The sequence below is a fragment of the Ramlibacter sp. genome (assembly GCF_028292805.1).
Taxonomy (GTDB): domain Bacteria; phylum Pseudomonadota; class Gammaproteobacteria; order Burkholderiales; family Burkholderiaceae_C; genus Ramlibacter.
Window position 1 is genome coordinate 1 of the sequence record NZ_JAQGLS010000122.1, and the last position, 22,535, is coordinate 22,535.

The following is a 22,535-nucleotide window of genomic DNA, read 5'->3' on the forward strand; positions in this document are numbered from 1 at the left end:
AATGGATCGCCCACTGCGGCAGCATGAGCAAGGTGCTCAGCCCCGGCCTGCGCGTGGGCTGGATGATCGCGCAGCCGGCGCTGCTGCAGAACGCGGTGATGTGCAAGCAGTTCAGCGACGCCCACACCAGCACGTTTGCCCAGGCGACGGCGGCGCAGTATTTGAAGAGCGGTCGGATGCCGGCGACGCTGGACAACGTGCGCAAGGTCTATGCGGAACGCGCGTCGACGATGGCCAAGGCATTGAAGCGCGAGCTGGGCGATGCGATCGAGTTCACCGAGCCGAAGGGCGGGCTGTTCTTCTGGGCGCGGCTGACGGGGGCCGGCGGGAAGGTCAAGGACGCGGGCGAATTCGCGAAGAGGGCGATCGAGCAGGGGGTGGCGTTCGTGCCGGGGGCGCCGTTTTATGCGAAGGATCCGGATTTGAGTTCGCTGCGCCTTAGCTTTGCCACTGCGGATTTGGGGAAGATTGAGGAGGGGGTGGGGAGGTTGGGGAAGGCGGCAACGCGCTAAAAATCTCGCCGACTGAGCCTGTCTGAATTCTGTGTTCGAGGCATAACATGACCAGGAGGACCAGTTATGTCCAGCAAAACGAAGCTGAAGAACGCCGAGATCGCGGCGAAGTCGGCAGCACTGCCGAAGATTCCCAAGGAACTGATTGACCAGTTCGTCACCGGCCCCATGACCGGGGAGGCGGTCAACGCCGCCTCCATGGCCTTCAAGAAGGCCCTGATCGAGCGCGCCATGGGCGCCGAGCTGGGGCACCACCTCGGCTACCCCGCTGGCGCCACCAAGCCCGATCGGGCTGGCAACCAGCGCAACGGCACGACGGGCAACACCGTGCTGACTGGGGAGGGGCCGCTGCGGCTGGAGATCCCGTGCGATCGCGGCGGCAGCTTGAACCCGATCCTGATTCCCAAGCACGAGCGCCGCTTCACCGGGTTCGACGACAAGATCATCGCCATGTACGCGCGCGGCATGAGGATGCGCGAGATCCAGGGCTTCCTGCTGGAAAGCTATGGAGTCGACGTCTCGCCCGAGTTCATCAGCTCGGTCAGCGACGCGGTGATGGCCGAGGTCACCACCTGGCAGTCCCGGCCTCTGGAGCCGATGTACCCCGTGGTCTTCTTCGACGCGCTGCGCGTGAAGATCAAGGAAGACGCGGTTGTGCGCAACAAAGCAATCTACCTGGCGCTGGGTGTGCTGCCCGACGGCAGCCGCGACATCCTGGGCCTGTGGATCGAAGCAGCCGAAGGGGCCAAGTTCTGGATGAAGGTGTTTAACGTCCTGAAGACCCGAGGGGTCGGCGACCCTGATCGCGGTCACCGACGGCCTCTAAGGCATGCCGGAGGCCCTCAGCGCGGTGTTTCCGGCCACGACCTTGCAGACGTGCATCGTCCACCTGATTCGCAACAGCCTGGACTACGCCAGCTGGAAGGACCGCAAGACACTGGCCGCTGCGATCCGACCCATCTACACGGCTGCCACCGCAGAGGCGGCAGAGGCCGAACTGGACGCTCGAGCAGGGCCCGTGGGGACAGAATTTTCCCACTGTGGTGGCTGCCTGGCGGCGCGCATGCAGCCACGTGATTGCGTTCTTTGCGTTTCCGCCGCAGATCCGCCGAGTGATCTACACGACGAATGCCATCAAGAGCATCAACTCGCAGTTGCGCAAGATCATCAAGAGTCGTGGGCACTTCCCCAGCGACGATGCCGCCAGCAAGTTGCTGTGGCTAGCCATGCGCAACACCACTGCCGATTGGGTCCGCCCGGCCCATCACTGGAAGGAGGCGATGAACCAGTTCGCAATCTACGAAGACCGATTCACCAGGAGGACCGCACCGTAAGATGCACCGACTTGCCCACCGCGGCGTGCGTCCGCCGCAAGCGACGCCCGCCGCCGTGGACAAGTCTGCCGAGCGCCTCAAACACGAAAATCCAGACAGCCCCGCGGATCGGGACATTGCGAGGCGATTTTCGGATTTCGGCTGTGCTGCCGACCCTCCCAACCTCGGTGCGGGGCGGCACGCAGTTGATCCGTTGAGCACTCAACTGCCCGACGGCTCCTCCGCTGCCCGCGTCTTCTCCGCATTCGTCGTCGCCCGCGACCCCTTCAAATGCATCTCCACCTCGGTCGCGTTCGCCCCCACACTCCCTACCGCCTCGCGCAATTGCTCGTGCGTCACGTTGAGCTTGTGCACCCACCGCTCGCATGCGGCCTTGTCGTTCAGGTCGATGTTCTGGTCGGTGGGCTTGTCGTTCTGTTCGGCCATGAGATCTCCTTTCGTTTCGATCAAGGACAGCATAGGCAAGCAGTGTGATGGCGCTGTAGGCCGACGGCGCATCGTGGTTTCCATGGTGCGCAAGCAGAGCTTGCACACCCAAGGCTTCGAGTTCAAAGGGAGTGAGGGATGAGATTCAGCGGCAAGCTTCACACATGGAACGAAGACCGCGGATTCGGCTTCATCCGCCCCGAGGGCGGGGGCCAAGACATCTTCGTGCATGTCTCCGCGCTGCCGCTCCCGCGTCCGCAGGCGGACGAAGCATTGACCTTCGAGGTGGCGCTCAACGTCGAAGGCAAGAAGAAGGCAACTCAGGTTCAGCGCCAGCAGGTCGAGATCGCTGGCATGGCCGCAGACCGTTCGAGGGCTGCGCCACGGCGAGGACACCGGCCGTCCGTCGACCCATCGTCCAGCGGGGCCGGAGCGGTGTTCGTGTTCGTGATTGCGGTGCTCATCCTGGGCGTGCTGGTGCGGGTTGGCTGGGGCTTCTTGCAGGATTGGCGGCCAGCCGAGTCGGCGGTCCGATCGCCGGTGCCCGCAGTGCCCGTGGTTCCGGCCGTGCCCTCATTCGCCTGCGACGGCCGCCAGCACTGCTCGCAGATGACGTCCTGCGATGAGGCGTATTTCTTCCTGGCGAACTGCCCGGGCGTGAAGATGGACGGCAACCACGACGGCGTTCCTTGCCAGCAGCAGTGGTGCGGACGATGATTCCCCCCATGCCCTTCCCCCTAGAAGAAGCCACCATCGCCAGCATCCACGCGGCCTTCCGCGACGGCTCGCTGACCGCCACCCAACTCGTCCAGGGCTACCTCGCCCGCATCGAGGCCTACGACCGGCGAGGCCCTTCGCTGCGCGCGATGATCACTGTCAATCCCGCCGCGCTCGCCGAAGCCGCCCGCCTCGACGCGGCTTACCAGGCAAGCAAAGGCTTCGTCGGCCCGCTGCACGGCATCCCTATCATCCTCAAGGACAACTTCGACACCAAGGACATGCCCACCACCGGCGGCAGCGTGGCGATGCGGCACTCGCGGCCGGCATCCGATGCGTTCACGGTGGACCGCATGCGGCGCGCCGGCGCCATCGTGCTGGGCAAAGCCAACATGACCGAGTTCGCGCGTGGCGGCATCTCGGTCAGCAGCCTGGGCGGCCAGGTGCTGAATCCGTACGATTTGACGCGCACGCCGGGCGGCTCCAGCGGCGGCACCGGCGCCGCGGTGGCGGCCAACTTCGCGGCGCTGGGCACCGGCAGCGACACCGGCCAGTCGATCCGCTCGCCGGCCTCGGCCTGCAGCCTGGTGGGCGTGCGGCCCACGCGCGGGCTGGTCAGCCGCGCGGGCGTGATGCCCAACAGCTTCATCCAGGACGAGGTCGGCCCGATCGCACGCACCGTCGAAGACGCCGCGCGGCTGCTGGACGTGATGGCCGGCTACGACCCGCAAGACCCCATCACCGCGCTCGGCGTCGGCAAGGCGCCGGCCAGCTACGCGGCCGGTCTCGACGCAACGTCTTTGCGGCGTGCCCGCATCGGGCTGATGGCCAACCTGCAAGGCAGCGAAGAGCGGCACGCGCAAGTCAACGCGGTGATGGAGCAGGTGGTTCGCACGCTCGAAGCGCATGGCGCGACCGTCGTGCGCTTCGAGCTTGCGGGCTACGAGGCGCTCGCCGCCAACGTGAGCAACGACGCCTACGAAGCCCCGGCCGCCTTCGACCGTTACTTGGCCGGCCTGGGCGGGCCGCCCCCAGTGGCGAGCTTTGCCGCGCTGGTGGCGTCGCGCACGGCCCATCCTTTCGTCCAGGTGGCGCTGGAGGCGGAAGCCGCGCTCGGCGGGCCGGACCATCCCGCCAGCCTGGAGCGCATCCGCAACCGCGAACGGCTGCGCATCCTGGTGGCGGCGCGCATGGCCGACCTCGGGCTCGATGCGATCCTGTATCCGCTGCAGCGGGTGCTGGTGGCGGCCGCAGGGGAGGCCGACCAGCCGGAGCGCAATGGCGTGCTGTCGCATGGCACCGGGTTTGCGGCGGTGACGTTTCCGGGCGGGTTCTCCGCGCCGACGGCGACTGCGCCGCTGGGGGTGCCGGTCGGCGCGGAGTTGCTGGGGCTGGATTACACGGAGGGGAAGCTGCTGTCGTTCGCGTATGCGTTCGAGCAGGCGGCGCGGGTGCGCAAGGCGCCGTTGAGCACGCCGGCGCTGGGCTGACTTCCTTCAGGGCGGGTTCCGCTGACTTCCTTCAGGGCGGGTTCCGAAATGTGAGGGGGTCCGACAGAATGTGTGCCACATTCAGTCCAATTCTCTGTACCCGAAGCAAGGTATGACTTCCCCACCGCCGGCCAACACGATGGGCAGCGCCGCAACTGAAGAGGCCACCTTCCTCGCGTTGCCCCAGCGGCAGAAGGTCGTGCTGGTCATGGATCTGGTGGAGTCGGTGCGGCTGATGGAAGCCAACGAAGTCAGGGTCATCGACCATTGGCGCGGCTTCGTTCGGCACGCCACCGGCTCGGTGTTGCCCCGTCGGCACGGCCGGCTCGTCAAGAGTCTGGGCGACGGCATCATGGCCGAGTTTGACTCCGCGCCGGAGGCTGTCGCCGCCGCACTCGATCTGCACCGCCACTTCGACGGGCCAAACGTCACGCTCCTGCCGCACGAGCGCTTGTACCTGCGCGCGGGCCTGAACGCCACGCACGTCTTCGTCGACGACATTGACATCTACGGCAGCGGTGTCAACCTGGCCGCCCGCGTCGCCAGCCTTGCGGGCCCGGGCGAGACCATGACCACGGCGGAAGTGCGCGACAGCCTGACCGAGGGCGTGGACGCCGTGGTGGAGGACATGGGCGAGTGCTACCTGAAGCACGTGGTCGCGCCGGTCCGCATCTTCCGCATCGGCAGCGCGGGCCCGGTGCCGCTGCTGGTTCCCGAGCGCGAGTACACGCGGACCACCCAGCCGACGGTGGCGGTCATCCCGTTCACGGCGCGCACGGCCGGGGCGGAGGATTTCGCGATCGGCGAACTTGTTGCTGACGGCGTGATCGCCCAGCTGGGACGGACGCCCGAGTTGAAGGTGATCTCCAGGCTCGCGACGACGGCATTGCGCAACCGCACGTTGAGCATCTCCGAAGTGGAGGCGCAGCTTCGAACCGACTACATCGTCAGCGGCAGTTATGTGGCCAGCGGGTCAAAGCTGCTGGTCACGGCCGAACTGGTAGATGCCAAGACCACCGAAGTGCTGTGGGTGGAGCGCATTGCCGGCGACACCGGCGACCTGCTGCAGCCAGCCAGCGAGATCTGCCAGTCGATCGCGGCGGCTTCGCACCAGGCGATCCTGGGGAGCGCCGTGCAACAGGCGATGTACCGCCCGTTGCCCACGCTCGCCGGCCAGGCGCTGATGTTCGCGGGCATTGCGGGGGTGCACCAGGCCGGGCGCGAGGGGTTCACCTTCAGCGGCAGGGCGCTGTCGGCGGTCATCGACCGCCATCCCAGGCATGCGGAAGCTTATTCGTGGCTGGCCAAGTGGCACGCGATCGGAGCCAATCGCGGGCTGCAAGGGCCGGCCAGCCAGAAGATTGCCGCCGATCTCGCGGAGCGGGCGGTGCAGGCCATTCCCGACAGTGCCTTTGCGCTGACGGTCTCCGGGCTGGTCAAGGCATTCTTCCTTCAGGATCTCGATGGGGCCGGACGCTGCTATGCCCGGGCCCTGGCGCTCAACCCCAACGAAGCGCTTGCCTGGCTTTATACCGGCACGCTGCATGCCTGGCAGGGCCGCGGCCCGGAGGCGGCGCAGGCGGCCCGGCGCGCGCTGGAGCTCGCGCCGATCGGCTCCATGCAGTACTACGTCGAGTCGCTGGCGGGCCTGGCGCTGCTTTGCGCGGGCGACCTGCCGCAGTCCATCGCCGTGTTGCGGCATTCGCTGCGCCTGAACGCCGCCCACAGCTCCACGCACCGCGCGCTGGCGATGGCGCTCACCATCGACGGCCAGGCGGCGGAGGCCCGGCGCGTGGCGCAGGAGTTGCTGCGCCTCGAGCCTGGGTTCACCGTGGAGATGTTCATGCGGCGCTACGGAGGCCGTGCGGACCCGCACGCCAGGACGCTCGCGGCGGCGTTGCTGGACGCGGGCGTGCCAAGAGGGTGACATCGACGACAAGGAGAACAACGCAATGACCACTTTGACGGGCGCCACCGGCGCCACAGGGGCGACGGGCGCGACCTTCACCGGCGCCACCGGCGCCACCGGTGCGACGGGTGCAAGCGTGTACGGGCGGGCCACGCTGCAGATGGCGGCACTGGCCGGATTGCTGGGCGATCCCATGGTCACCGAGGGCATCATCACGTCGAGCGCGAGGTTGGCCATCCCCGGTGACGCGGTGGATCCGACCCGCGGCGGAGACTACGCCCCTGGCAGGATGCCCGGCTTCAACGACCCCAAGCACCTGGGCCGCTGGCAACCCGAGGTCCGAACGCAGCTGTGCCAGACGATGCTGCACGAAGGGTTGACGTACGAGTTCCAGCGCATGTCCCCGAACCCGGCTGTCGACCTGTCGTTCGCCGTCCGCGGCCCGGTTTCGGGCGGGTGCGCGTCCCTGACCCTCCAGCGCCTGGCCAAGCTGTCGCGCCCGGACCGCGCTGTGTTCGATGTCCAGGTTGGCAAGGTGGTGGCGCACGCGCGCAGCGACCTCAGGCGTGCTCGCGCCGCCGAGCTGTTGACGCAGGTCGTGCCCCAGGTGCCTTATTGGTCGACCCTGGTGCCGCTGAGCCCATGGCGCACGCCGTGGACATGGGAGCTGGTCGGCATCGTGTTGTCGTTCTCGATGCAGGTCATCCATCGCTTCAAGCACGCTCTGGCCGTGCAGCGGCCTAACGAGCTGTCGGCCATGGTGCAGCCGCTGCTGCTCACGCCGGGCTGGTCGGCCTTTCCCAGCGGCCATGCGACGGAGGCCTTCGTGTTCGCGCATTTCATGCGCGCCCTGTTGGGACAGGCCCCCACGAGCCAACTGGACATCGCACTCCAGCAGCAGGCGCAGGCCATCGCCGACAACCGGGTTTATGCGGGCCTGCACTTTCCGGTGGATGGCGTGGCCGGCAGGCTCCTGGGCGCCGCCCTGGCCGACTACGCGGTGGCTCGCTGCACCGGGCGCGCTTGGCGGCCACGCGAGTTCGACGGCTCCCACAGCACTTTTCTGAAAGATGTGGACCTGAAGATAACCGACCCCCTCGACAATTGCGCAGGCGGCACGCCGCCCGCCTTCTACAAGGCCGAAGCGGAAACCGCCGGGCTGGCCTTGGCGCGCGAAGATCTCCTGCCGGAAATGTGGCTGCGAGCCAGCGAGGAAATGGAAGACCTTGGGTTCACCTCCGTCCAGGCCCTGTTGGCTGTGGGCGGCGGCAAGCCGGGTGCGTCGGCGCAGCGCGGTCCCGCCACGGATGTGACGTGATGGCGCACGTCTCAGCCATCATGGCACTGGGGAAGGTCGATCCCTACTATGTGTGGGCCGAGGCGACGGACTATGCGGGGATGCCGCTGGCGGCCAACGGCTTGCCGGTGTTGATCGAGGCGTCGAGCCACACCGAGGCGAGGAAGCTGGCCCGTGCCATTTCCAACCCGGGGACAATCGAGGTGCCATCGGTGCTGGCCGGGTGCTCCGGCTTCACCGCCCGCATCCCCAGGGCCGTCGCCCCGGCGCTGTTCGCCAAGCTCGATGCGGCAGGGGTGCGGTGGGAGCTCGGCCTGCCTTTCGCCAGTCCAGGGCCCGAGTTCTTGCCGCGCAGTTACTCTGGCGAAGCCCCGGCGCCGGGTCAGGTCGTCGGCTTCATCGACTATGGATGCGCTTTTGCCCACCGCCAGTTTCGCGTGGAGGCCCCCGGCCAGCCGATCGGCAGCCGGGTCTTCGCACTTTGGGACCAGGGCGGCAACTGGAAAGAGTACGTCAAGCCCGCCGCACAGTCCGGGCTGGGGCTGCAACCTCCAAGCTGGCGGTTGCCGCGCGGCTTCAGCTATGGGGCGGAGGTGCGCCGTTACCTGCGGCTGCCACCGGTTGCAGTGCCAGGCCAACCCGCAGCCTCGGCCAAGGGCAAGCCGGCCGAGTACTTCATCGACGAATACATCAGGCAATTCGTGCACGACGGCGTGGTCGACGAGCCCGCCTGCTACCGCTATAGCGGCTACCCCGCCATCGACGGGCCGATCGCGCACGGCACCCACGTCATGGACGTCGCCACCGGCCGCCCCGACCCGCTGCTGCATCCAGGGTGCCCACCGGAGGCTGCGCCGGCGACGCAGGACATCGTGTTCGTGCAGCTGCCGCGCCACTTCAGCGGCATGCCGGTGTCGGGCTTGCTGCGCACCTACGTGCTCGACGCCGTCAACTACATCTTCGGCTGCGCCAAGCCGGACCAGCCCGTCACCATCAACCTGAGCTACGGTGGCTACGTGGGGCCCCACGATGGTTCGTCGATCCTCGAAAAAGCGCTCGATGCCGCCATTGAAGCGAGGCGCCGAAGCGGTCCTACCGACATCGTGATCGCCGCGGGCAACGGCGCGACGAGCAGCACTCATGTCGAAGCGGCTGTCGAAGGCAGCGACGCGGTCCAGTTCACCTGGAGCAACATCCCCGGAAATCCCACCGACCAGTTCACCGAAATCTGGCTGACCGGTGCCGACGTCTCGCAGTGCGAGGTTCGGTTCACGGCACCCGGCGAGCAGCCGCAGCCGGGGGCCTGGGTCGCGGTCGGTGGCCTGGGGGAACTCAAGCGCGGCGACGACGTGGTCGCCCGGGTCATCGCTCCCGCCGCCGTGCCGCAAGGCGAACAGGGACGCATGGTGCTGGTCGCCGTCAATCCCACCGTGCCGCGGGGCGCACGCGCGGCCGCTCCGTATGGCAGGTGGACGCTGGAGGTCCGCAACTGCGGAACCCAGGCAGTGCAGGCCAGCGCCTGGATCGAACGGGACGACCCGGTCTTTCCAACTGCCGCGGGGCCGCGGCAAGCTCGCTTCGAAGGGCCGCACGTCGCCTCCGCCAACACCTTGAACAGCCTCGGCCACGGAACCAGCACCATTCTCGTGGGGGGCTATGTGGGCATGAGCGGGCGTCAGCTGGATTATTCAGGGCGCGGCTACCTGGGCAAGGGGCCGAACGCGCCGTGCTCCGTGCCGGCAAGGATCAACGGCGCCCGGGCTCGTCCGGACTGGCTGGCTGTGTGCGAAGAGAATCCTGCGTTGCCGGGCATCGCTGCGGCAGGGGTGTTCGGGACCGAACGCTACCGCCTGCCCGGCACGAGCATCGCTTCGGCGGCCGCCACGCGCTATGTGGTGAACCAGCGGGCGGCCAACCCGACGGCCACGGGGCCCGTGACGGCACCGCCGCAACGAGGCGACGTGGCGGGCGAGGACTGCATGGAGCGGGTACCCAACCCCTTCGGGCCCTGACCCGGGCAGCGCAATCATCGGCAAGGCCATGGACGCCGCCGCTGGTTTCGCTTAGATTGGCGCATGAAGTTCACGCCGTGGATCGCACCCGCACTGGTCCTTTCCGCCTTCTGCATTGCGGGCCATGCGCAGGTGCTGCGCTGGACATCGCAGGGCGATGTCCAGACCATGGATCCGCATTCGCACAACGAAGTGCTGACCAATTCGGTCAACGGACAGGTCTACGAAACCCTGGTCAGGCGTGATCGCCAGCTGGCACTGGCGCCGGGGCTGGCGGTCGCCTGGACCCACCTGGCTCCGACGCTGTGGCGGCTTGCGTTGCGCCCCGGGGTGAAGTTCCATGACGGCAGCCCGTTCACCGCGGACGACGTGGCGTTTTCAATCAAGAGAGCGCAACAGCCCACGTCGGCGGTTCAAGCCTACGCGTCGGCGATGGGAGAGCCGCGCCGCATCGACGACATGACGGTCGAATTCGTGCTGCCCCGGTTCAACCCGATCTTCCTGGAGCACGCCACGCTGGTGTTCATCATGAGCCGGGCCTGGAGCGAGCATCACGGCGTCACGGCACCACTGGATTACAAGAACAAGGAAGTGCGCCACAGCGCCACGAACACCAATGGCACCGGGCCCTACATGCTGGTGACCCGCCAGCCGGACGTGAGAACGACCTTCAAGCGGAATCCGCAGTGGTGGGGCACTGTCGAGGGCAACGTCCAGGAGGTGGTGTTCCAGCCGCTCAAGAGCGACGCGACCCGAACGGCTGGCCTGGTTGCCGGCGAACTCGATCTCGTCCTCGACCCGGCGCCACAGGACGTCGCGCGCTTGCGCAGCAACCGCGACATCCGCATCGTCGATGGCCCGGAGAACCGGATCATCTTCCTGGGGATGGACCAGGCGCGTGAAGAGCTTCTCTACAGCAGCGTCAAGGGGCGCAATCCATTCAAGGATGTGCGAGTGCGCCGCGCGCTGTACCAGGCGATCGACATCGAGACGCTGCGCACCGGCATCATGCGCTACATGTCTTCGCCCACCGGCTCCATGATGCACAACAAGCAGGGAACTTTCGGCGACCCGGAGATCGAGCGGCGCCTGCCCTTCGACCTGGCAGCGGCCCGCTCCCTGCTGGTCCAGGCTGGCTATCCCGACGGCTTCGAGGTGACGCTGGACTGCCCGAACAACCGCTACATCAACGACGAGGAGATCTGCATCGCGCTCGCCGGCATGTGGAGCCAGGTCGGCGTCAAGGTGCGGGTCAACGCGGTGCCGCGCGCTGTCTTCTTCCCCAAGACGGAAAAGCTCGACACCTCGCTGTACCTGCTGGGATGGGGCGGGGCCATCACCGATGCCGAGACGACACTGACTCCCATCATGCGCTCGCGCGGCGACAACGGCGTCGGCCAGTACAACCTGGGCAACTACCGCAACCCAAAGCTCGACGAACTCGCCGCCGCCTCGTCCCAGGAGCCGGACCCGGCCAGGCGGGCCGAGCTGATCAAGGCGGCTTTCCGCGAGCACAACGAACAGGTGCACCACATCCCGCTGCACCGGCAGGTGATCCCCTGGGCCATGCGGCGCAACGTCGAGGTCGTGCACCGCGCCGACAACTGGCTGGAGTGGCGCTGGGTCAGCGTCAAGTAAGTAAGCCGGGGCCGCGGCAGGCGGCTGCTCACCACCCCGCCGGCAACCCCTTGAGCAGCACGATCCGCTGCTCCCTCTTGCCCACATACCCGCCGACCTCCAGGTCCTTCATCAGCTTGCTCACCATCTCGCGCGAGCAGGCCAGGAGGCAGGCGATCTGCTGGTGGGTGATGCGCTCGCCCAGCGTGCGGCTGCCGTCGGCCGCCGGCGGGCCGGCCAGTTGCTCCAGCAGGCGCTTGGCGCGTCCGTAGACGTCGATCAGCGCCAGGCTGCGGGTGCTCTCGGTGGCCAGCCGCGCGCGGCGGATCAGGCGGGCCATCATCTCCAGCGCGAAACTGGGCTCCTGGGCGATGTAGGCCAACAGGTCTTCACGGGTGACCACCGCGCAGGTGGTGGGCTCCAGCGTCTCCACGTTGGCGGAGCGGGGGCCGCCGTCGAGCGACATCTCGCCGACGTACTCGCCAGCGCCGTACAGACCCAGCGTGATCTCCCTGCCCTTGGGGTCGGCGGCGTAGGCGCGCAGGCGGCCGGAGCGGACGATGTACAGCGTGCTGCCGACGTCTCCCTCCTGGATCAGCAGCATTCCCCGCCGGTAGCTGCGGATGGCGCCCCGCGCGGCCAGGGCTTCGGTGTGCCGCTGGGCGAGCAGGGCCGGGTCCGGCAAGGTGGCGCCAGGCCCGGCGGCGTCGGCGTCGATGGGGTGGAGAAAGTCGCTGCTGCTGCTCACAAATCCGATTGTGCGACGCCTCGGGGGTGGATGGTCAAACTCATCGGTACCACCGGTGGCAAAGCCGCCACACGTTGCACCAGCAGCCGCATGCTGTTGATGCCGGTCTTGTCGCGCAGCGAGCGCACCTGGGTGCGGATGGTGTACTCGGAGACGCCGTGCGACAGGGCGATCTCGTGCACGTCCAGGCCGTCGCACAGCGCCTTGAGCACCGACTCCTCGGCCGGCGTCAGCCCGTGGCTGCGCGCGAAGAAGGTGACGTTCAGGTTCTGGGTGCCGGTCTGCCGGGCCAGCATCAGCAGCACCGAGCCGGAGCGGCCTTCGAACGAGGGGAACAGCGGCACGCAAGCCACGTGCAGGGTGTCGTCGCCGTTGCGCAGCGTCAGCATCTGGCGCCGGCCCTGGGCCGCGCCGCGCACGCCACGGTTGATCTCTTCGGTCTGCGCCGGCAGCGGGCCGACCACGATGCTGCCCTCGATGCGCAGGAACCTGCCCCGCGTCAGCTCGTGCCGGGCCAGGTGGTTGGCATGCTGGAGCGCGCCGCAGGGCGAGACCAGGATCAGGCCGTAGTCGATTTCCTCCAGCACGCGCCAGGCGAAGTCCGAGGCGGTCGGCGGTGGGTCGACCAGCGTGGAAGCATGGAAGGCCTGGCCCTGGGCATAGAGTTCGGGGGGTGCGTACATGCTGCTGTCTCCTTGGTGTTGGAGCCAGTCTAGGCAGCATGGGCCGTTCCAGAAACCGGATCGGTGCCGCGCAAAATGTAATCCATTCACAAAACCTGACTTCCAAACGGCTGGAGCGATTTGGAAGTGGCTGATCGGTGCGGGCACGACCGGCGGAGCCGGATCCTGCCCACAAAGGGGGCCGAGCCACGCCATGCGCGGCCCGGTCAATGCAACGAAAAGGCTTAGGCCGCTGCGGTTGCGAGCAGCCGCAGCGCCTCCCGGTTGAACGCCTCGGCGGCCTCGTACTGCACCCAGTGGCCGGCGTCCGGCACCAGCACCAACTCGTGGAAGGTCGGACCCGAGCGCAGCAGCGCCGCCAGCTGCGGCAGCTTGTTCAGGTACAGCGCGTCCTTGTCGCCGTAGATGGCGTCGATGCGGCAGGTGATCGCCGGCAGCGTCCGCACCAGGATGTCGGTCAAGGCCAGCCGGCGCCGGTGCATGCGGTCGCGCGGCAGGTTGGCCGCCTGCACGGCGGCGGCCAGGTCGTCGACCGATTCGGCGCGGTGCAGCATCAGAGTGGCCAGGTTGCTGCGGTGGGCGGCGTCGCGGCCGACGGCGTCGCCGGCCTGGCGCCACGACACCAGCGGCAGCCGATCGCTGCGCAAGCCCAGGCCGGGCGAGCCCACCAGCAGCAGCCGGCGCACCCGCAGCGGCTGCGCCGCGGCCAGCAGCGCGGCGGTCAGGCCGCCGAAGGAAAAGCCCATCACGTCCAGCGGCGCGTCGCCGGCCAGCGCGCGCAGGCCCTGTGCCAGCGGCTCGACGATGGCATCGGCGTCCTGCCCCGCAGGCGGGCGGGCCGAGTCGCCGAAGCCGGGCAGGTCGGGCGCCAACACGCGGCGGCCGCTGGCGGCCAGCACCTCGACGTTGCGGATCCAGTGGGTCCAGCTGCCGCTGCCGCCATGCAGCAGCACCAGGGGCTCGCCCTCGCCCCAGCTGCGCCAGCTGATGGCGCCGTCGCCGCAGGGGGTGCGCAGCGGCTGGCTGCGAGAGAGAGTGGCCAGGGCCGGTGGCGGCAGCTCGGTGGCAAGTGGCGGCAAGGGCATGCGGCTATTGTCTACGGCGCCATTGGGGTGCACCATCCGGGGGATGGCGTCCGCGGCGTTGCGTACTACGCTGGCCGCTGCTTCGCGCCGTCAGGCGGGGAGGGAACGATGGACAACTGGCCCGGAAAACGCCTGCCACTGCTGGTAGCCACCGCCGTCGTGTTCGCCGCGCTCGCCGCCGGCGCTGCGGCCCAGGAGAACGGTGGCGAGCCGTCGCGCGATGCCCTGGCGCGCGCCAACCTGCACACCGCCAAGTCCGAGCTGCAGGTCAACCGCGCCACCCAGCGCGTGCGCACCATCTCCAAGACCCAGCGCCAGCAGCTCAAGGCGCGCGAGACCGAGCTGCTGCGCTCGATCAAGCGGATGGAAAAGGAACTGACTTCGTCCTGACCTTACGGGAGGTGCTTCCATGATGCAGAAACCACTTGCCATGCTGGCCTTTGCCACGCTGCTGGCCGCGGCGCCGTCCGCCGGCACCATGCCGGTGCCCAGTTCGCCCGGCTCGATCTGCCGCACGCCGCAACTGGTGTGCCGGCTGGCGCCGCCGGCGCGTCCCGGCTCGCCATGCTCCTGCCCCTCGCCTTATGGCCGCCTCAACGGGCTGGTGGAGTGACAAGCCATGACCGACATCCTGAACCGCGGCGCCCTGGTCGACGACCTCAAGCTGGCCACCGAGTACGCGGCCCGGGTCGGCCTGCTGCAGGACGAAAAGCTGCTGGAGCGGCTGCAGCGGGCCGAGCAAGACCTGCAGGGCGGCGACACCGGCGTGCACCAGCTGGCCGTGGCGCTGAACGACGTGGTGCGCTGCATCGCGCCGATCACGCTGGCCGACCTGCGCTTCGGCCGCGATCCCCTGAGCAGCCGGAACCAGCGCAAGGCGCGCATGCAGCAGTTGTGGCTGACCTTGCTGGCCCTGTTCACGCTGGGCCTGGTCGGCTACTTCATGCAGTCGCTGCGCATCGAGCAGGATGCGATCAAGACCCTGGTGCAGATCCAGGAACTGAACCCACAGCAAAAGCTGACGGCGCTGCGCCGACTGGCCCAGTTCGAGCACCCGCTCGAGCAACCCAGTGCCGCCCAGGAGATGTACCACCAGCGGGCTCATGAACTCAAGCAGATCAACAGCCGGCTGCTGCTGTCCTATAACGGCGCCCTGGCCGCCGCCATGACACCGCTGTTTCCCACGCCGCGGTTCCTGCTGGAGAAGTACCTGGGGTTCGCGCCGGACCTGCGGGCCGAAGCGGTGGCGGCGGATCCGGTACCCGAGCCGCCGGCGCGCGGCGGCGCCGACCCCGGCGAAGGCCTGTGCGCCGAGGAGGGCGGGGGCGTGAAGCTGCCGGCCGCGGCGGCCCGCTACCCGGCCTGGATGCGCAGCATCGTCGGCGACAACCTCAGCGAGTTCTGCTTCCAGCTCAAGGTGCTGGCGCCGGACGGCGACGGCGCGCTGCTGAACGACGCGCTGGCGCCGCTCGCCTTCCTGCCCGAGATCCGGCACAAGATCGCGTTGCGGCTCGAGTGGTTCCTGCCGTTTTTCTACGGCGTGCTCGGCTCGGTGATCTTCGCCCTGCGCAACGTCTCGAGCGTGCGCACGCCCTCGGTGGACAGTCTGCCGGTGCTGATGCGCATCGCGCTCGGCGGAGTGGCTGGCATCGTGATCGGCTGGTTCGGCACCATGGCCGTGCCCGGCGACGCCGGCGAGCGGTCGCTGTCGATCCCGCTGGCCCTGGCCTTCCTCACCGGCTATGGCATCGAGCTGCTGTTCTCGGTGCTCGACAAGCTGATCCTGGGTGTGTCCGCGGTGTCCTGGGGCAAGAAGGCCTGAGCCGGCGCCCACAGGAGCTCACAGGAGCTCGTTGATCATGTAGGCGGCGTTGTCGTGCAGCTTGTGCAGCAGGCCGCGCTTTTGCCACTTCTCCAGCTGGATCTCCTCGGCCCGCGCCACGTACTTCTCGAAGATCGCGTCGAAGCGGGCGGCGACGTCGGCGTCCAGGATGCCCAGCGTGATCTCGTCGTTGGTGTCGAACGAGCGGTCGTCGAAGTTGGTCGAGCCGACGGCGCTCCAGATGCCGTCGACGGTCATGATCTTCTGGTGCAGCAGCGTGTGCGGATACTCGAACAGCCGCACGCCGTTTTTCAGCAGTTTTTCGAAGTTGCGGTGGCCGGCGTGCTGCACCATCGGGCTGTCGGAGCCACTGGTGGCCGGCATCAGCACCCGCACGTCGACGCCGCGCCTGACGGCCGCGCCCATCGCGTCGATGGCCTCCGGCTCAGGGATGAAGTACGGGTTCTGGATCCACAGCCGCTTGCGCGCCAGGCACAGCACGGTGTGGTGCAGGATCTTGACGGTGGGCGCCGAGCTTTCCGGCTTGGCGAAGACGGCGTGGATGAGCTTGTCGCCGGCCGGTTGCAGCTCGGGAAAGACCGCGTCGCCCAGGAACAGCTCGCCGGTCTCGCCGCCCCAGTTCTCGCTGAACACGCCCTGGATGCTGTGCACGATGGGCCCGTGCAGCCGCACGCTGACGTCGGAGAAATGCCGGTGGTCTTCGGCGTCGCCCAGCCAGCTGTCGACGATGCAGTGGCCGCCGCAGAAAGCCTCGCGCCCGTCCAGGATGACGATCTTGCGGTGGTCGCGGTCGTTCAGGATGCCGATGGCGTGGAGCGAGCGGGCATGGAAGAACTTCAGCTTGCAGCCCGACTCGCGCAGCCGAGCCACCATGTCTTTTTCGATCTCCTTGGAGCCTTGCGCATCGAGCAGCACGCGCACCTGCAGCCCGGCGCGGGCGCGCTCCATCAAGGCGGCGGCCAGCCGGTCGGACAGCTTGCCCGGCTTCCACAGGAAGGTCTCGAAGTGCACCGAATGCTGCGACGCCGCGATGCGCTCGATCAGCACGTCGAAGTAGTGGCCGTTCTCCAGCACCTCGACGGCGTTGCCGGCGACGGCCGTGCCCAGCGTCAGGCCCGAGAGGGACGGCACCAGTTTCTCGATCGGCTGGTCGCACTGGATCTTCAGGCTGGGGCTGCGGTGGCGGCGGATCGACCAGATCACCAGGATCAGCAAGGTGATCAGGCCGATCGCCAGCCAGCTCCAGAAGGTTGTGCTCATCGATCGATTATCAGCAATGCAGGCGTTGCCGGGGTGAGCTCGGCGCAAGCCGTGTCCTGCGGCCGTCGCCGTCGCGCGAGCCACCATGCGCCGGCCGCGCGCGCCTAGATTGGGCCAACCAGACCAACCAGGAGAGCGCGTGCGCATCCACCACCTCAACTGCATTTCCAGTTGCCCGCTCGGCGGCCGGCTCATGGACGGGCGCAGCGCCGGCGTGCTCACGCGCGGGCGGCTGTGTTGCCATTGCATGGCGATCGAAACCGCCGGCGGCCTGGTGCTGGTGGACACCGGCTTCGGCCTGCGCGATGTGGCGGACCCGCAAGGCCGCCTCAGCGGCTTCTTCCTGGCCCTGCTCAGCCCCGACTTTCGCGAGGAGATGACGGCGCTGCGGCAGGTCCAGCGGCTGGGGTTCCGCGCGGCCGACGTGCGCCACATCGTGCTGACGCACCTGGACTTCGACCATGCCGGCGGCCTGGACGACTTCCCGGCGGCCCGGGTGCACATGCTGCAGCAAGAGCGCGACCACGCGCAGCAACAGCACACCTGGCTCGACCGTCAGCGCTTTCGGCCGCAGCAATGGGGCACCCGGGGCAACTGGCTGGTGTACCCGTCGGCGGTGGGTGAGCCGTGGTTCGGCTTCGACTGTGTGCGCCAGCTGGAGGGCTTGCCCCCGGAGATCCTGCTGGTGCCGCTGCCGGGCCACACCCACGGCCACGCGGGCGTGGCGATCGCGCGCGACGGCCGTTGGCTGCTGCAGGCCGGCGACGCCTACTTCTGGCACCAGGAAATGGACCTGGAGCACCCGCACTGCACGCCGGGCCTGCGCATTTACCAGACGCTGATGGAAAAGGACCGCAAGCAGCGCCTGGGCAACCAGGAGCGCCTGCGCGAGCTGAAGCGGCGCCATGGCGGCCAGGTGGAGCTGATGTGCTCGCACGATCCGCTGGAGTTCGAGCACGTGGCGGGCCGGCCCATGGGCATGCCGCAGCCGGCGCTGCACGCGCGGGCATGAGGCCGACGTAGACTGGCGCCACCATGCCCCAGCCGACGCCCCGCCGCACTTGCGCCTCGCTCATCGCCTTCGCCGACGCGCTGCTGCAGGCCGCCGGCATGCCCCCGGACAAGGCTGCGGCCGTCGCCGACATCCTGGTCGACGGCGACCTGATGGGTCACACCACCCACGGCCTGCAGCTGTTGCCGTCGTACCTGCGCGAGGTCGAGACCCAGTCCATGCAGGTAGCGGGCGGGCCCGAGGTGATCTCCGAATCCCCCGCCACGCTGACCTGGGACGGCCGCCGCCTGCCCGGGCCGTGGCTGGTGTTGCGCGCCATGGAGGCCGCCACCGCAAAGGCGAAGCGCTGCGGCACCGGCACCGTGGTGATCCGCAAGAGCCACCACATCGCCTGCCTGGCCAGCTACCACCGCCGCGCCACCGACCAGGGCCTGCTGATGATCCTGGCGTCCTCGGACGCCAACTCGGCCAGCGTGGCGCCGTTCGGCGGGCTGGAGCCGGTGTTCACGCCCAATCCGATCTCGGTCGGCATCCCGACGCCGGGGCTGCCGATCGTCACCGACATCTCCACCTCCGCCACCACCAACGGCCTGACCAACCGGCTGCACCAGGACGGCGGCAAGCTGCCGGCGGCCTGGGTGATCGACGGCCACGGCCAGGCCAGCGACGACCCGGCGGTGCTGTTCAAGGAACCCAAAGGCACCATCCTGCCGCTGGGTGGGCTCGACTCCGGCCACAAGGGCTACGGCCTGGCGCTGATGGTGGAGGCGCTGACCGGCGGGCTGGCCGGCTTCGGCCGCGCCGACCCCAAGCAGGGCTGGGGCGCCACGGTGTTCCTGCAGCTCATCGACCCGGGCGCCTTCGCCGGCAGCGACGCCTTCCTGCGGCAGATGGGCGAGGTGGCGCGCCAGTGCCATGCCGCGCGCCCGGCCGACCCGCGAAGGCCGGTGCGGCTGCCGGGGGAGAAGGGTCTGCAGCTGGCGCAGCGGCAGCGGCAGGAGGGCGTCACGCTGCACCCGGGGCTGCTGGAGGCGCTGGCGCCGTGGGCGGAGAAACTGAAGGTGGCGCTGCCCTGAGGCGGCCGGTGCGCAGCGAAGCTGCACGCCGACGGCCCCGGAGCCGCATTCGCAAGGTGTGCAAGCTTTGCTTGCGCACCTTCGACGTCAGCTTATCGCCGCCGCCACAACCGCATCACCACCGGCAGGAACCACACCACCAGCGTCACCACCGCCAGCCCCGCCGCCAGCGGCCGGGCCAGGAAGGCCGCGGGGTTGCCGTCGGACTTGATCATCGAGGTGATGAAGTTCTCCTCCAGCATGCCGCCCAGCACCACCCCGAGGATGGCCGGCGCGATCGGGAACCTGTTGGCTTCCAGCAGGTAGGCGATGACGCCGGCCGCCAGCATCACGGCCACGTCGAAGGTGGAGTTGTTGATGGCGAAGGTGCCGACGATGCAGAACAGCAGGATGATCGGCATCAGGATGTTGCGCGGCACCCGCAGCACATGCCTGGCCGCCTTGATGCACAGCAGCCCCAGCGGCACCATGATCAGGTTGGCCAGGATGAACAGCAGGAACACCGCGTAGATGTTCTGCGGGTTGGTGGTGAACAGCGTGGGTCCCGGGTTCATGTTCTTCATGTACAGCACGCCGATCACGATGGCCGTGATCGAGTCGCCGGGGATGCCGAACACCAGCGCCGGAATCCAGGCCCCGGCCAGCGCGCTGTTGTTGGCGGAGCCGGATTCGACGATGCCCTCCACGTGCCCGGTGCCGAACTTCTCCGGCTCCCTGGAGAATTTCTTGCTCATGGCATACGACATCCAGGCCGCGATGTCGGCGCCGGCGCCCGGCAGCGCGCCGACCGCCGTGCCCAGCACGCTGCCGCGCAGGATCTGCTTTGGGTACTTCTTGGCCAGCGCCCATTGCCCGGCCAGCACGTTGCCGACCTTCTCCACCACCAGCTGCGGCGGCGGGCTGGTGTCCACCAGATAGCGGATCACCTCCGAAATGGCGAACATGCCAATCATCATCGGGATCATCCCGATGCCGCCCGTCATCTCCGCGTTGCCGAAGGTGAAGCGCGGAAAGCCGGCCGGGTTGCCCAGGCCGACGCAGGCCACCAGCAGGCCCAGCGAGAGCGTCACCAGGCCCTTGAGCGGCCGGTCGCTGGTGATGAAGACGGCGCAGGTCAGCCCGAGCAGCACCAGCCAGAAGTACTCGAACGAGCTGAAGTTCAGCGCCACCTCGGCCAGCGCCGGCGCCGCCAGGATCAGCACCGCCGTGCCGAACAGCCCGCCGACGGCGGAGAACACCAGGCCGGCGCCCAGCGCGGTTTCGGCCTGGCCCTTGCGCGTCATGGCGTAGGCCTCGTCGGTGTAGGCCGCCGAGGCCGGCGTGCCGGGAATGCGCAGCAGGCAGCCGGGGATGTCGCCCGAGAAGATCGCCATGGCGGTGGCCGTCACCATGGTGGCAATGGCCGGGATCGGCGGCATGAAGAAGGTGACGGGCACCAGCAGCGCCGTCGCCATGGTGGCCGTCAGGCCGGGCACGGCGCCGACGAACAGGCCGAACAGGGCCGACAGCGCGATGGCGGCCAGCGTCATCGGCTCGAACACCATCGCGAAGGCCTGCAGGATGGCGCCGGACGTCACCAGGCGTAGCCTTTGAGGACGCCCCAGGGCAGGGGCACGCGCAGCAGCTTGTAGAAGGCGAAGTGGATGACCAGGGCCGCCATCACCGCGACCAGCAGCGCGCGCGCCGGCGGCACGCCCAGCACGCTGAACAGTGCCAGCAAGGTGACCGCCGCCAGCGGCAGGAAGCCCACCGCTTCGGCCGCCAGGATGTACAGCAGCACCGATCCGATCAACACCGCCAGCGCCAGCACATGGCGCGGCGAGCGCACCCAGTCATCGAATGCCAGCCACGGCTGGTCGGCGCGCTGGCGCCAGCCCTTGACCATCAGCAGCACGCCACAAAAGCACAGCCCGCAGGCGATCAGCCCCGGGAACAGCGCCGGGCCGACCGGTTGGCCGGGGATCTTGGGAAAGCCCCGGACCGCGAACAGGACGAGCGCGCCCAGGGCAGCGAGCAGCAGTCCGAAGACGGCGTCGTTGAGCTTCACCTTATTTCGCGATGCCCACGGCCTTCATCGTGGCGCCGAGTTCGGCGTCCGACCTGGCCATGAAGCGGCCGAACTCCTCCGGCCCGGCGTAGACCACGCCGAAGCCGCGGCTGGCCATGAAGTCGGTGTACTCCTTGCTCGCCGCCACCTTGCGCACCGCGGCCGCGAGCTTGTCGCGCACGTCGTTGGGGATGCCCCTGGGCGCGACGATGCCGCGCCAGGCCGCCATCGTCCAGTCGCTGCCCAGCGCCGACTTCACGGTCGGCACGTTCGGGTACAGCGTCGACGGCTTGTCGTTCATGATGGCCAGGCTCTTGACCTTGCCGGCATCGATCAGCGAACGCGCCTCCGGCAGCGACACCGGCACCACCTCGACGCCGCCGGCCACCATGTCCTGCAGGCCGGGCGCCGCGCCGTTGCTGGGCACCCAGGGCAGGGCGGCCGGATCGATCTTCTGGTCGCGCAGCAGGCCGGCGATGGCCAGGTGCCAGATTCCACCCTGGCCGGTGCCCGAGGCCTTGAACTTGCCGGGGTTGGCCTTGATCGCGGCCAGCAGGTCCTGCACGGTCTTGTACGGGGCGTCGGCCCGCACCTGGATGCCTGCCGGGTCGGCGTTGACCAGGCCGATCGGCGTGTACGAGGCGCCAGTCAGCTCGGTCAGGCCCTGCCAGTGCATCATGCCGATCTCCACCGTGGCCAGGCCGATGGTGTAGCCGTCCGGCGCGGCCGAGGCGATGGCGGCGTGGCCCACCACGCCGCTGCCGCCGGTGCGGTTGACCACGGTGATCGGCTGGCCGAGTTCCTTTTCCAGCAGGCTGGCGACGATGCGCGCCGTGGCGTCAGTGCCGCCGCCGGCGCCCCACGGCACGATCAGCTGGACCGGGCGGCTGGGCCAGGTCTGGGCGGCGGCCGGAAAAGTGGCGCCGGCAACTGCCAGGACGCCCAGCGCGGCCACCAGGAGGCGGCGGGTACGGCGGATCATGCTTGTCTCCTTGCTGTCGTTGGGGCCGGCGCGGTCCGGCTGGCGGCCAATCTACGCCCTTCGCCGCGGCGCTGTCCTAGGGACAACCCACGGTAGCGGACAATCGGTTGCCATGAAGAATCGCTCCCCCAGCGGCGGGCTGGTCTACTCCACCGACGCCGGCCGCATGTGCCCGGCCTGCCGGCGCCCGGTTGCCCAGTGCGCCTGCCGCAAGGCCTCGGCCGCCCCCGCCGGCGACGGCATCGTGCGCGTCTCGCGCGAAACCAAGGGCCGCGGCGGCAAGGCCGTCACCCTGGCGCGTGGCATTGCGCTGGACGAAGCGGCGCTGGCGGCGCTGGGCAAGGAACTGAAGGCGGCCTGCGGCTCGGGCGGCACCGTCAAGGACGGCGTCGTCGAGGTGCAGGGCGACCACGCCGACAAGGTGGTGGCCCTGCTGCAAAAACGCGGCTGGCGGGTCTTGCGGGCGGGCGGATGAAGCGCGCCAG

21 protein-coding genes and 1 pseudogene are annotated in these 22,535 nt (G+C 68.7%); 14 read left to right on the top strand and 8 right to left on the bottom strand.

Features of this window, described 5'->3' with window-relative positions; translation table 11 throughout:
• Together JWP65_RS07025 and JWP65_RS07030 are read left to right on the top strand one after the other, a co-directional pair.
• Positions 1–512, top strand: a 512-nt coding sequence (locus JWP65_RS07025) for an aminotransferase class I/II-fold pyridoxal phosphate-dependent enzyme (protein ID WP_299761968.1), incomplete at its 5' end; no start/stop codon positions are given.
• Positions 513–578: 66 nt separating this feature from the next.
• Positions 579–1,846 (top strand): annotated as a pseudogene (locus JWP65_RS07030) (IS256 family transposase).
• A gap of 201 nt (positions 1,847–2,047) precedes the next feature.
• Here JWP65_RS07030 and JWP65_RS07035 read toward each other — a convergent pair.
• The gene (locus JWP65_RS07035) at positions 2,048–2,272 is read right to left on the bottom strand and encodes a DUF3606 domain-containing protein (RefSeq protein WP_299761971.1); all 225 of its coding nucleotides are present in this window, start codon (positions 2,270–2,272) and stop codon (positions 2,048–2,050) included.
• A gap of 138 nt (positions 2,273–2,410) precedes the next feature.
• Here JWP65_RS07035 and JWP65_RS07040 point away from each other — a divergent pair, with 138 nt between their 5' ends.
• The 6 genes from JWP65_RS07040 to JWP65_RS07065 all read left to right on the top strand — a co-directional run bounded on the left by JWP65_RS07040 (position 2,411) and on the right by JWP65_RS07065 (position 11,335).
• Positions 2,411–2,989, top strand: a complete 579-nt coding sequence (locus JWP65_RS07040) for a cold shock domain-containing protein (protein WP_299761974.1) — start codon at positions 2,411–2,413, stop codon at positions 2,987–2,989.
• Between the two features lie 8 nt (positions 2,990–2,997).
• Positions 2,998–4,479 carry an amidase family protein gene (locus JWP65_RS07045; RefSeq protein WP_299761977.1) on the top strand — a complete coding sequence of 494 codons (1,482 nt, stop codon included), beginning with the start codon at positions 2,998–3,000 and terminating at the stop codon, positions 4,477–4,479.
• 112 nt (positions 4,480–4,591) lie between these two features.
• Positions 4,592–6,406, top strand: coding sequence for an adenylate/guanylate cyclase domain-containing protein (locus JWP65_RS07050; RefSeq protein ID WP_299761980.1), 1,815 nt, complete (start codon positions 4,592–4,594; stop codon positions 6,404–6,406).
• Between the two features lie 25 nt (positions 6,407–6,431).
• Positions 6,432–7,706, top strand: a complete 1,275-nt coding sequence (locus JWP65_RS07055; RefSeq protein ID WP_299761983.1) for a phosphatase PAP2 family protein — start codon at positions 6,432–6,434, stop codon at positions 7,704–7,706.
• 80 nt (positions 7,707–7,786) lie between these two features.
• The gene (locus JWP65_RS07060; protein WP_299761986.1) at positions 7,787–9,697 is read left to right on the top strand and encodes a hypothetical protein; all 1,911 of its coding nucleotides are present in this window, start codon (positions 7,787–7,789) and stop codon (positions 9,695–9,697) included.
• A gap of 63 nt (positions 9,698–9,760) precedes the next feature.
• The gene (locus JWP65_RS07065; RefSeq protein ID WP_299761989.1) at positions 9,761–11,335 is read left to right on the top strand and encodes an ABC transporter substrate-binding protein; all 1,575 of its coding nucleotides are present in this window, start codon (positions 9,761–9,763) and stop codon (positions 11,333–11,335) included.
• 28 nt (positions 11,336–11,363) lie between these two features.
• Here the strand turns inward: JWP65_RS07065 and JWP65_RS07070 are convergent, their stop codons facing one another.
• From JWP65_RS07070 to JWP65_RS07080, 3 genes are all read right to left on the bottom strand, one after another.
• On the bottom strand, positions 11,364–12,062 hold the full coding sequence (locus JWP65_RS07070) for a Crp/Fnr family transcriptional regulator (protein WP_299761992.1): 699 nt from the start codon (positions 12,060–12,062) through the stop codon (positions 11,364–11,366).
• Positions 12,059–12,745: a helix-turn-helix transcriptional regulator gene (locus JWP65_RS07075; protein ID WP_299761995.1), complete on the bottom strand. Its 687-nt coding sequence runs from the start codon at positions 12,743–12,745 to the stop codon at positions 12,059–12,061. The genes JWP65_RS07070 and JWP65_RS07075 overlap by 4 nt, the downstream gene beginning before the upstream one ends.
• A 224-nt stretch (positions 12,746–12,969) precedes the next feature.
• Positions 12,970–13,830 carry an alpha/beta fold hydrolase gene (locus tag JWP65_RS07080; RefSeq protein WP_299761998.1) on the bottom strand — a complete coding sequence of 287 codons (861 nt, stop codon included), beginning with the start codon at positions 13,828–13,830 and terminating at the stop codon, positions 12,970–12,972.
• A gap of 108 nt (positions 13,831–13,938) precedes the next feature.
• On the opposite strand from JWP65_RS07080, the gene JWP65_RS07085 reads away from it, so the two are divergent.
• From JWP65_RS07085 to JWP65_RS07095, 3 genes are read left to right on the top strand one after another with little or no spacing between them, the layout of a single operon-like run.
• Positions 13,939–14,220: a hypothetical protein gene (locus JWP65_RS07085; RefSeq protein WP_299762001.1), complete on the top strand. Its 282-nt coding sequence runs from the start codon at positions 13,939–13,941 to the stop codon at positions 14,218–14,220.
• Positions 14,221–14,239: 19 nt separating this feature from the next.
• Positions 14,240–14,443, top strand: coding sequence for a hypothetical protein (locus tag JWP65_RS07090; protein ID WP_299762004.1), 204 nt, complete (start codon positions 14,240–14,242; stop codon positions 14,441–14,443).
• A 6-nt stretch (positions 14,444–14,449) separates the two neighbouring features.
• On the top strand, positions 14,450–15,652 hold the full coding sequence (locus JWP65_RS07095; protein WP_299762006.1) for a hypothetical protein: 1,203 nt from the start codon (positions 14,450–14,452) through the stop codon (positions 15,650–15,652).
• A gap of 18 nt (positions 15,653–15,670) precedes the next feature.
• Here JWP65_RS07095 and JWP65_RS07100 read toward each other — a convergent pair whose 3' ends face one another.
• Entirely contained in the window at positions 15,671–16,933 is a 1,263-nt protein-coding gene (locus tag JWP65_RS07100; RefSeq protein WP_299762009.1) for a phosphatidylserine/phosphatidylglycerophosphate/cardiolipin synthase family protein, read from the bottom strand.
• 139 nt (positions 16,934–17,072) lie between these two features.
• Here JWP65_RS07100 and JWP65_RS07105 point away from each other — a divergent pair, with 139 nt between their 5' ends.
• Both JWP65_RS07105 and JWP65_RS07110 read left to right on the top strand, forming a co-directional pair.
• Positions 17,073–17,945: an MBL fold metallo-hydrolase gene (locus JWP65_RS07105; protein WP_299762013.1), complete on the top strand. Its 873-nt coding sequence runs from the start codon at positions 17,073–17,075 to the stop codon at positions 17,943–17,945.
• 23 nt (positions 17,946–17,968) lie between these two features.
• Positions 17,969–19,021, top strand: coding sequence for an Ldh family oxidoreductase (locus JWP65_RS07110; protein ID WP_299762017.1), 1,053 nt, complete (start codon positions 17,969–17,971; stop codon positions 19,019–19,021).
• A 92-nt stretch (positions 19,022–19,113) separates the two neighbouring features.
• Here the strand turns inward: JWP65_RS07110 and JWP65_RS07115 are convergent, their stop codons facing one another.
• The 3 genes from JWP65_RS07115 to JWP65_RS07125 are packed head-to-tail and all read right to left on the bottom strand — an operon-like array spanning position 19,114 to position 22,050.
• Positions 19,114–20,565: a tripartite tricarboxylate transporter permease gene (locus JWP65_RS07115; RefSeq protein WP_299762038.1), complete on the bottom strand. Its 1,452-nt coding sequence runs from the start codon at positions 20,563–20,565 to the stop codon at positions 19,114–19,116.
• Between the two features lie 29 nt (positions 20,566–20,594).
• Positions 20,595–21,068, bottom strand: coding sequence for a tripartite tricarboxylate transporter TctB family protein (locus JWP65_RS07120; protein WP_299762020.1), 474 nt, complete (start codon positions 21,066–21,068; stop codon positions 20,595–20,597).
• Between the two features lies 1 nt (position 21,069).
• Complete coding sequence (locus tag JWP65_RS07125; RefSeq protein ID WP_299762023.1) at positions 21,070–22,050, bottom strand: tripartite tricarboxylate transporter substrate binding protein; 981 nt, start codon at positions 22,048–22,050, stop codon at positions 21,070–21,072.
• 112 nt (positions 22,051–22,162) lie between these two features.
• Here JWP65_RS07125 and JWP65_RS07130 point away from each other — a divergent pair, with 112 nt between their 5' ends.
• On the top strand, positions 22,163–22,525 hold the full coding sequence (locus tag JWP65_RS07130) for a translation initiation factor Sui1 (protein WP_299762026.1): 363 nt from the start codon (positions 22,163–22,165) through the stop codon (positions 22,523–22,525).
• Positions 22,526–22,535 lie beyond the last annotated feature (10 nt).

Excerpts from the sequence above, each read along its gene's own strand:
- JWP65_RS07090 (WP_299762004.1), top strand. The coding sequence starts at position 14,240 with ATGATGCAGAAACCACTTGCCATGCTGGCCTTTGCCACGCTGCTGGCC.
- JWP65_RS07065 (WP_299761989.1), top strand. The coding sequence starts at position 9,761 with ATGAAGTTCACGCCGTGGATCGCACCCGCACTGGTCCTTTCCGCCTTC.
- JWP65_RS07075 (WP_299761995.1), bottom strand. The coding sequence starts at position 12,745 with ATGTACGCACCCCCCGAACTCTATGCCCAGGGCCAGGCCTTCCATGCT.
- JWP65_RS07130 (WP_299762026.1), top strand. The coding sequence starts at position 22,163 with ATGAAGAATCGCTCCCCCAGCGGCGGGCTGGTCTACTCCACCGACGCC.
- JWP65_RS07080 (WP_299761998.1), bottom strand. The coding sequence starts at position 13,830 with ATGCCCTTGCCGCCACTTGCCACCGAGCTGCCGCCACCGGCCCTGGCC.
- JWP65_RS07060 (WP_299761986.1), top strand. The coding sequence starts at position 7,787 with ATGCCGCTGGCGGCCAACGGCTTGCCGGTGTTGATCGAGGCGTCGAGC.
- JWP65_RS07040 (WP_299761974.1), top strand. The coding sequence starts at position 2,411 with ATGAGATTCAGCGGCAAGCTTCACACATGGAACGAAGACCGCGGATTC.
- JWP65_RS07050 (WP_299761980.1), top strand. The coding sequence starts at position 4,592 with ATGACTTCCCCACCGCCGGCCAACACGATGGGCAGCGCCGCAACTGAA.
- JWP65_RS07115 (WP_299762038.1), bottom strand. The coding sequence starts at position 20,565 with ATGGTGTTCGAGCCGATGACGCTGGCCGCCATCGCGCTGTCGGCCCTG.
- JWP65_RS07085 (WP_299762001.1), top strand. The coding sequence starts at position 13,939 with ATGGACAACTGGCCCGGAAAACGCCTGCCACTGCTGGTAGCCACCGCC.
- JWP65_RS07125 (WP_299762023.1), bottom strand. The coding sequence starts at position 22,050 with ATGATCCGCCGTACCCGCCGCCTCCTGGTGGCCGCGCTGGGCGTCCTG.
- JWP65_RS07035 (WP_299761971.1), bottom strand. The coding sequence starts at position 2,272 with ATGGCCGAACAGAACGACAAGCCCACCGACCAGAACATCGACCTGAAC.
- JWP65_RS07110 (WP_299762017.1), top strand. The coding sequence starts at position 17,969 with ATGCCCCAGCCGACGCCCCGCCGCACTTGCGCCTCGCTCATCGCCTTC.
- JWP65_RS07055 (WP_299761983.1), top strand. The coding sequence starts at position 6,432 with ATGACCACTTTGACGGGCGCCACCGGCGCCACAGGGGCGACGGGCGCG.
- JWP65_RS07045 (WP_299761977.1), top strand. The coding sequence starts at position 2,998 with ATGCCCTTCCCCCTAGAAGAAGCCACCATCGCCAGCATCCACGCGGCC.
- JWP65_RS07095 (WP_299762006.1), top strand. The coding sequence starts at position 14,450 with ATGACCGACATCCTGAACCGCGGCGCCCTGGTCGACGACCTCAAGCTG.
- JWP65_RS07100 (WP_299762009.1), bottom strand. The coding sequence starts at position 16,933 with ATGAGCACAACCTTCTGGAGCTGGCTGGCGATCGGCCTGATCACCTTG.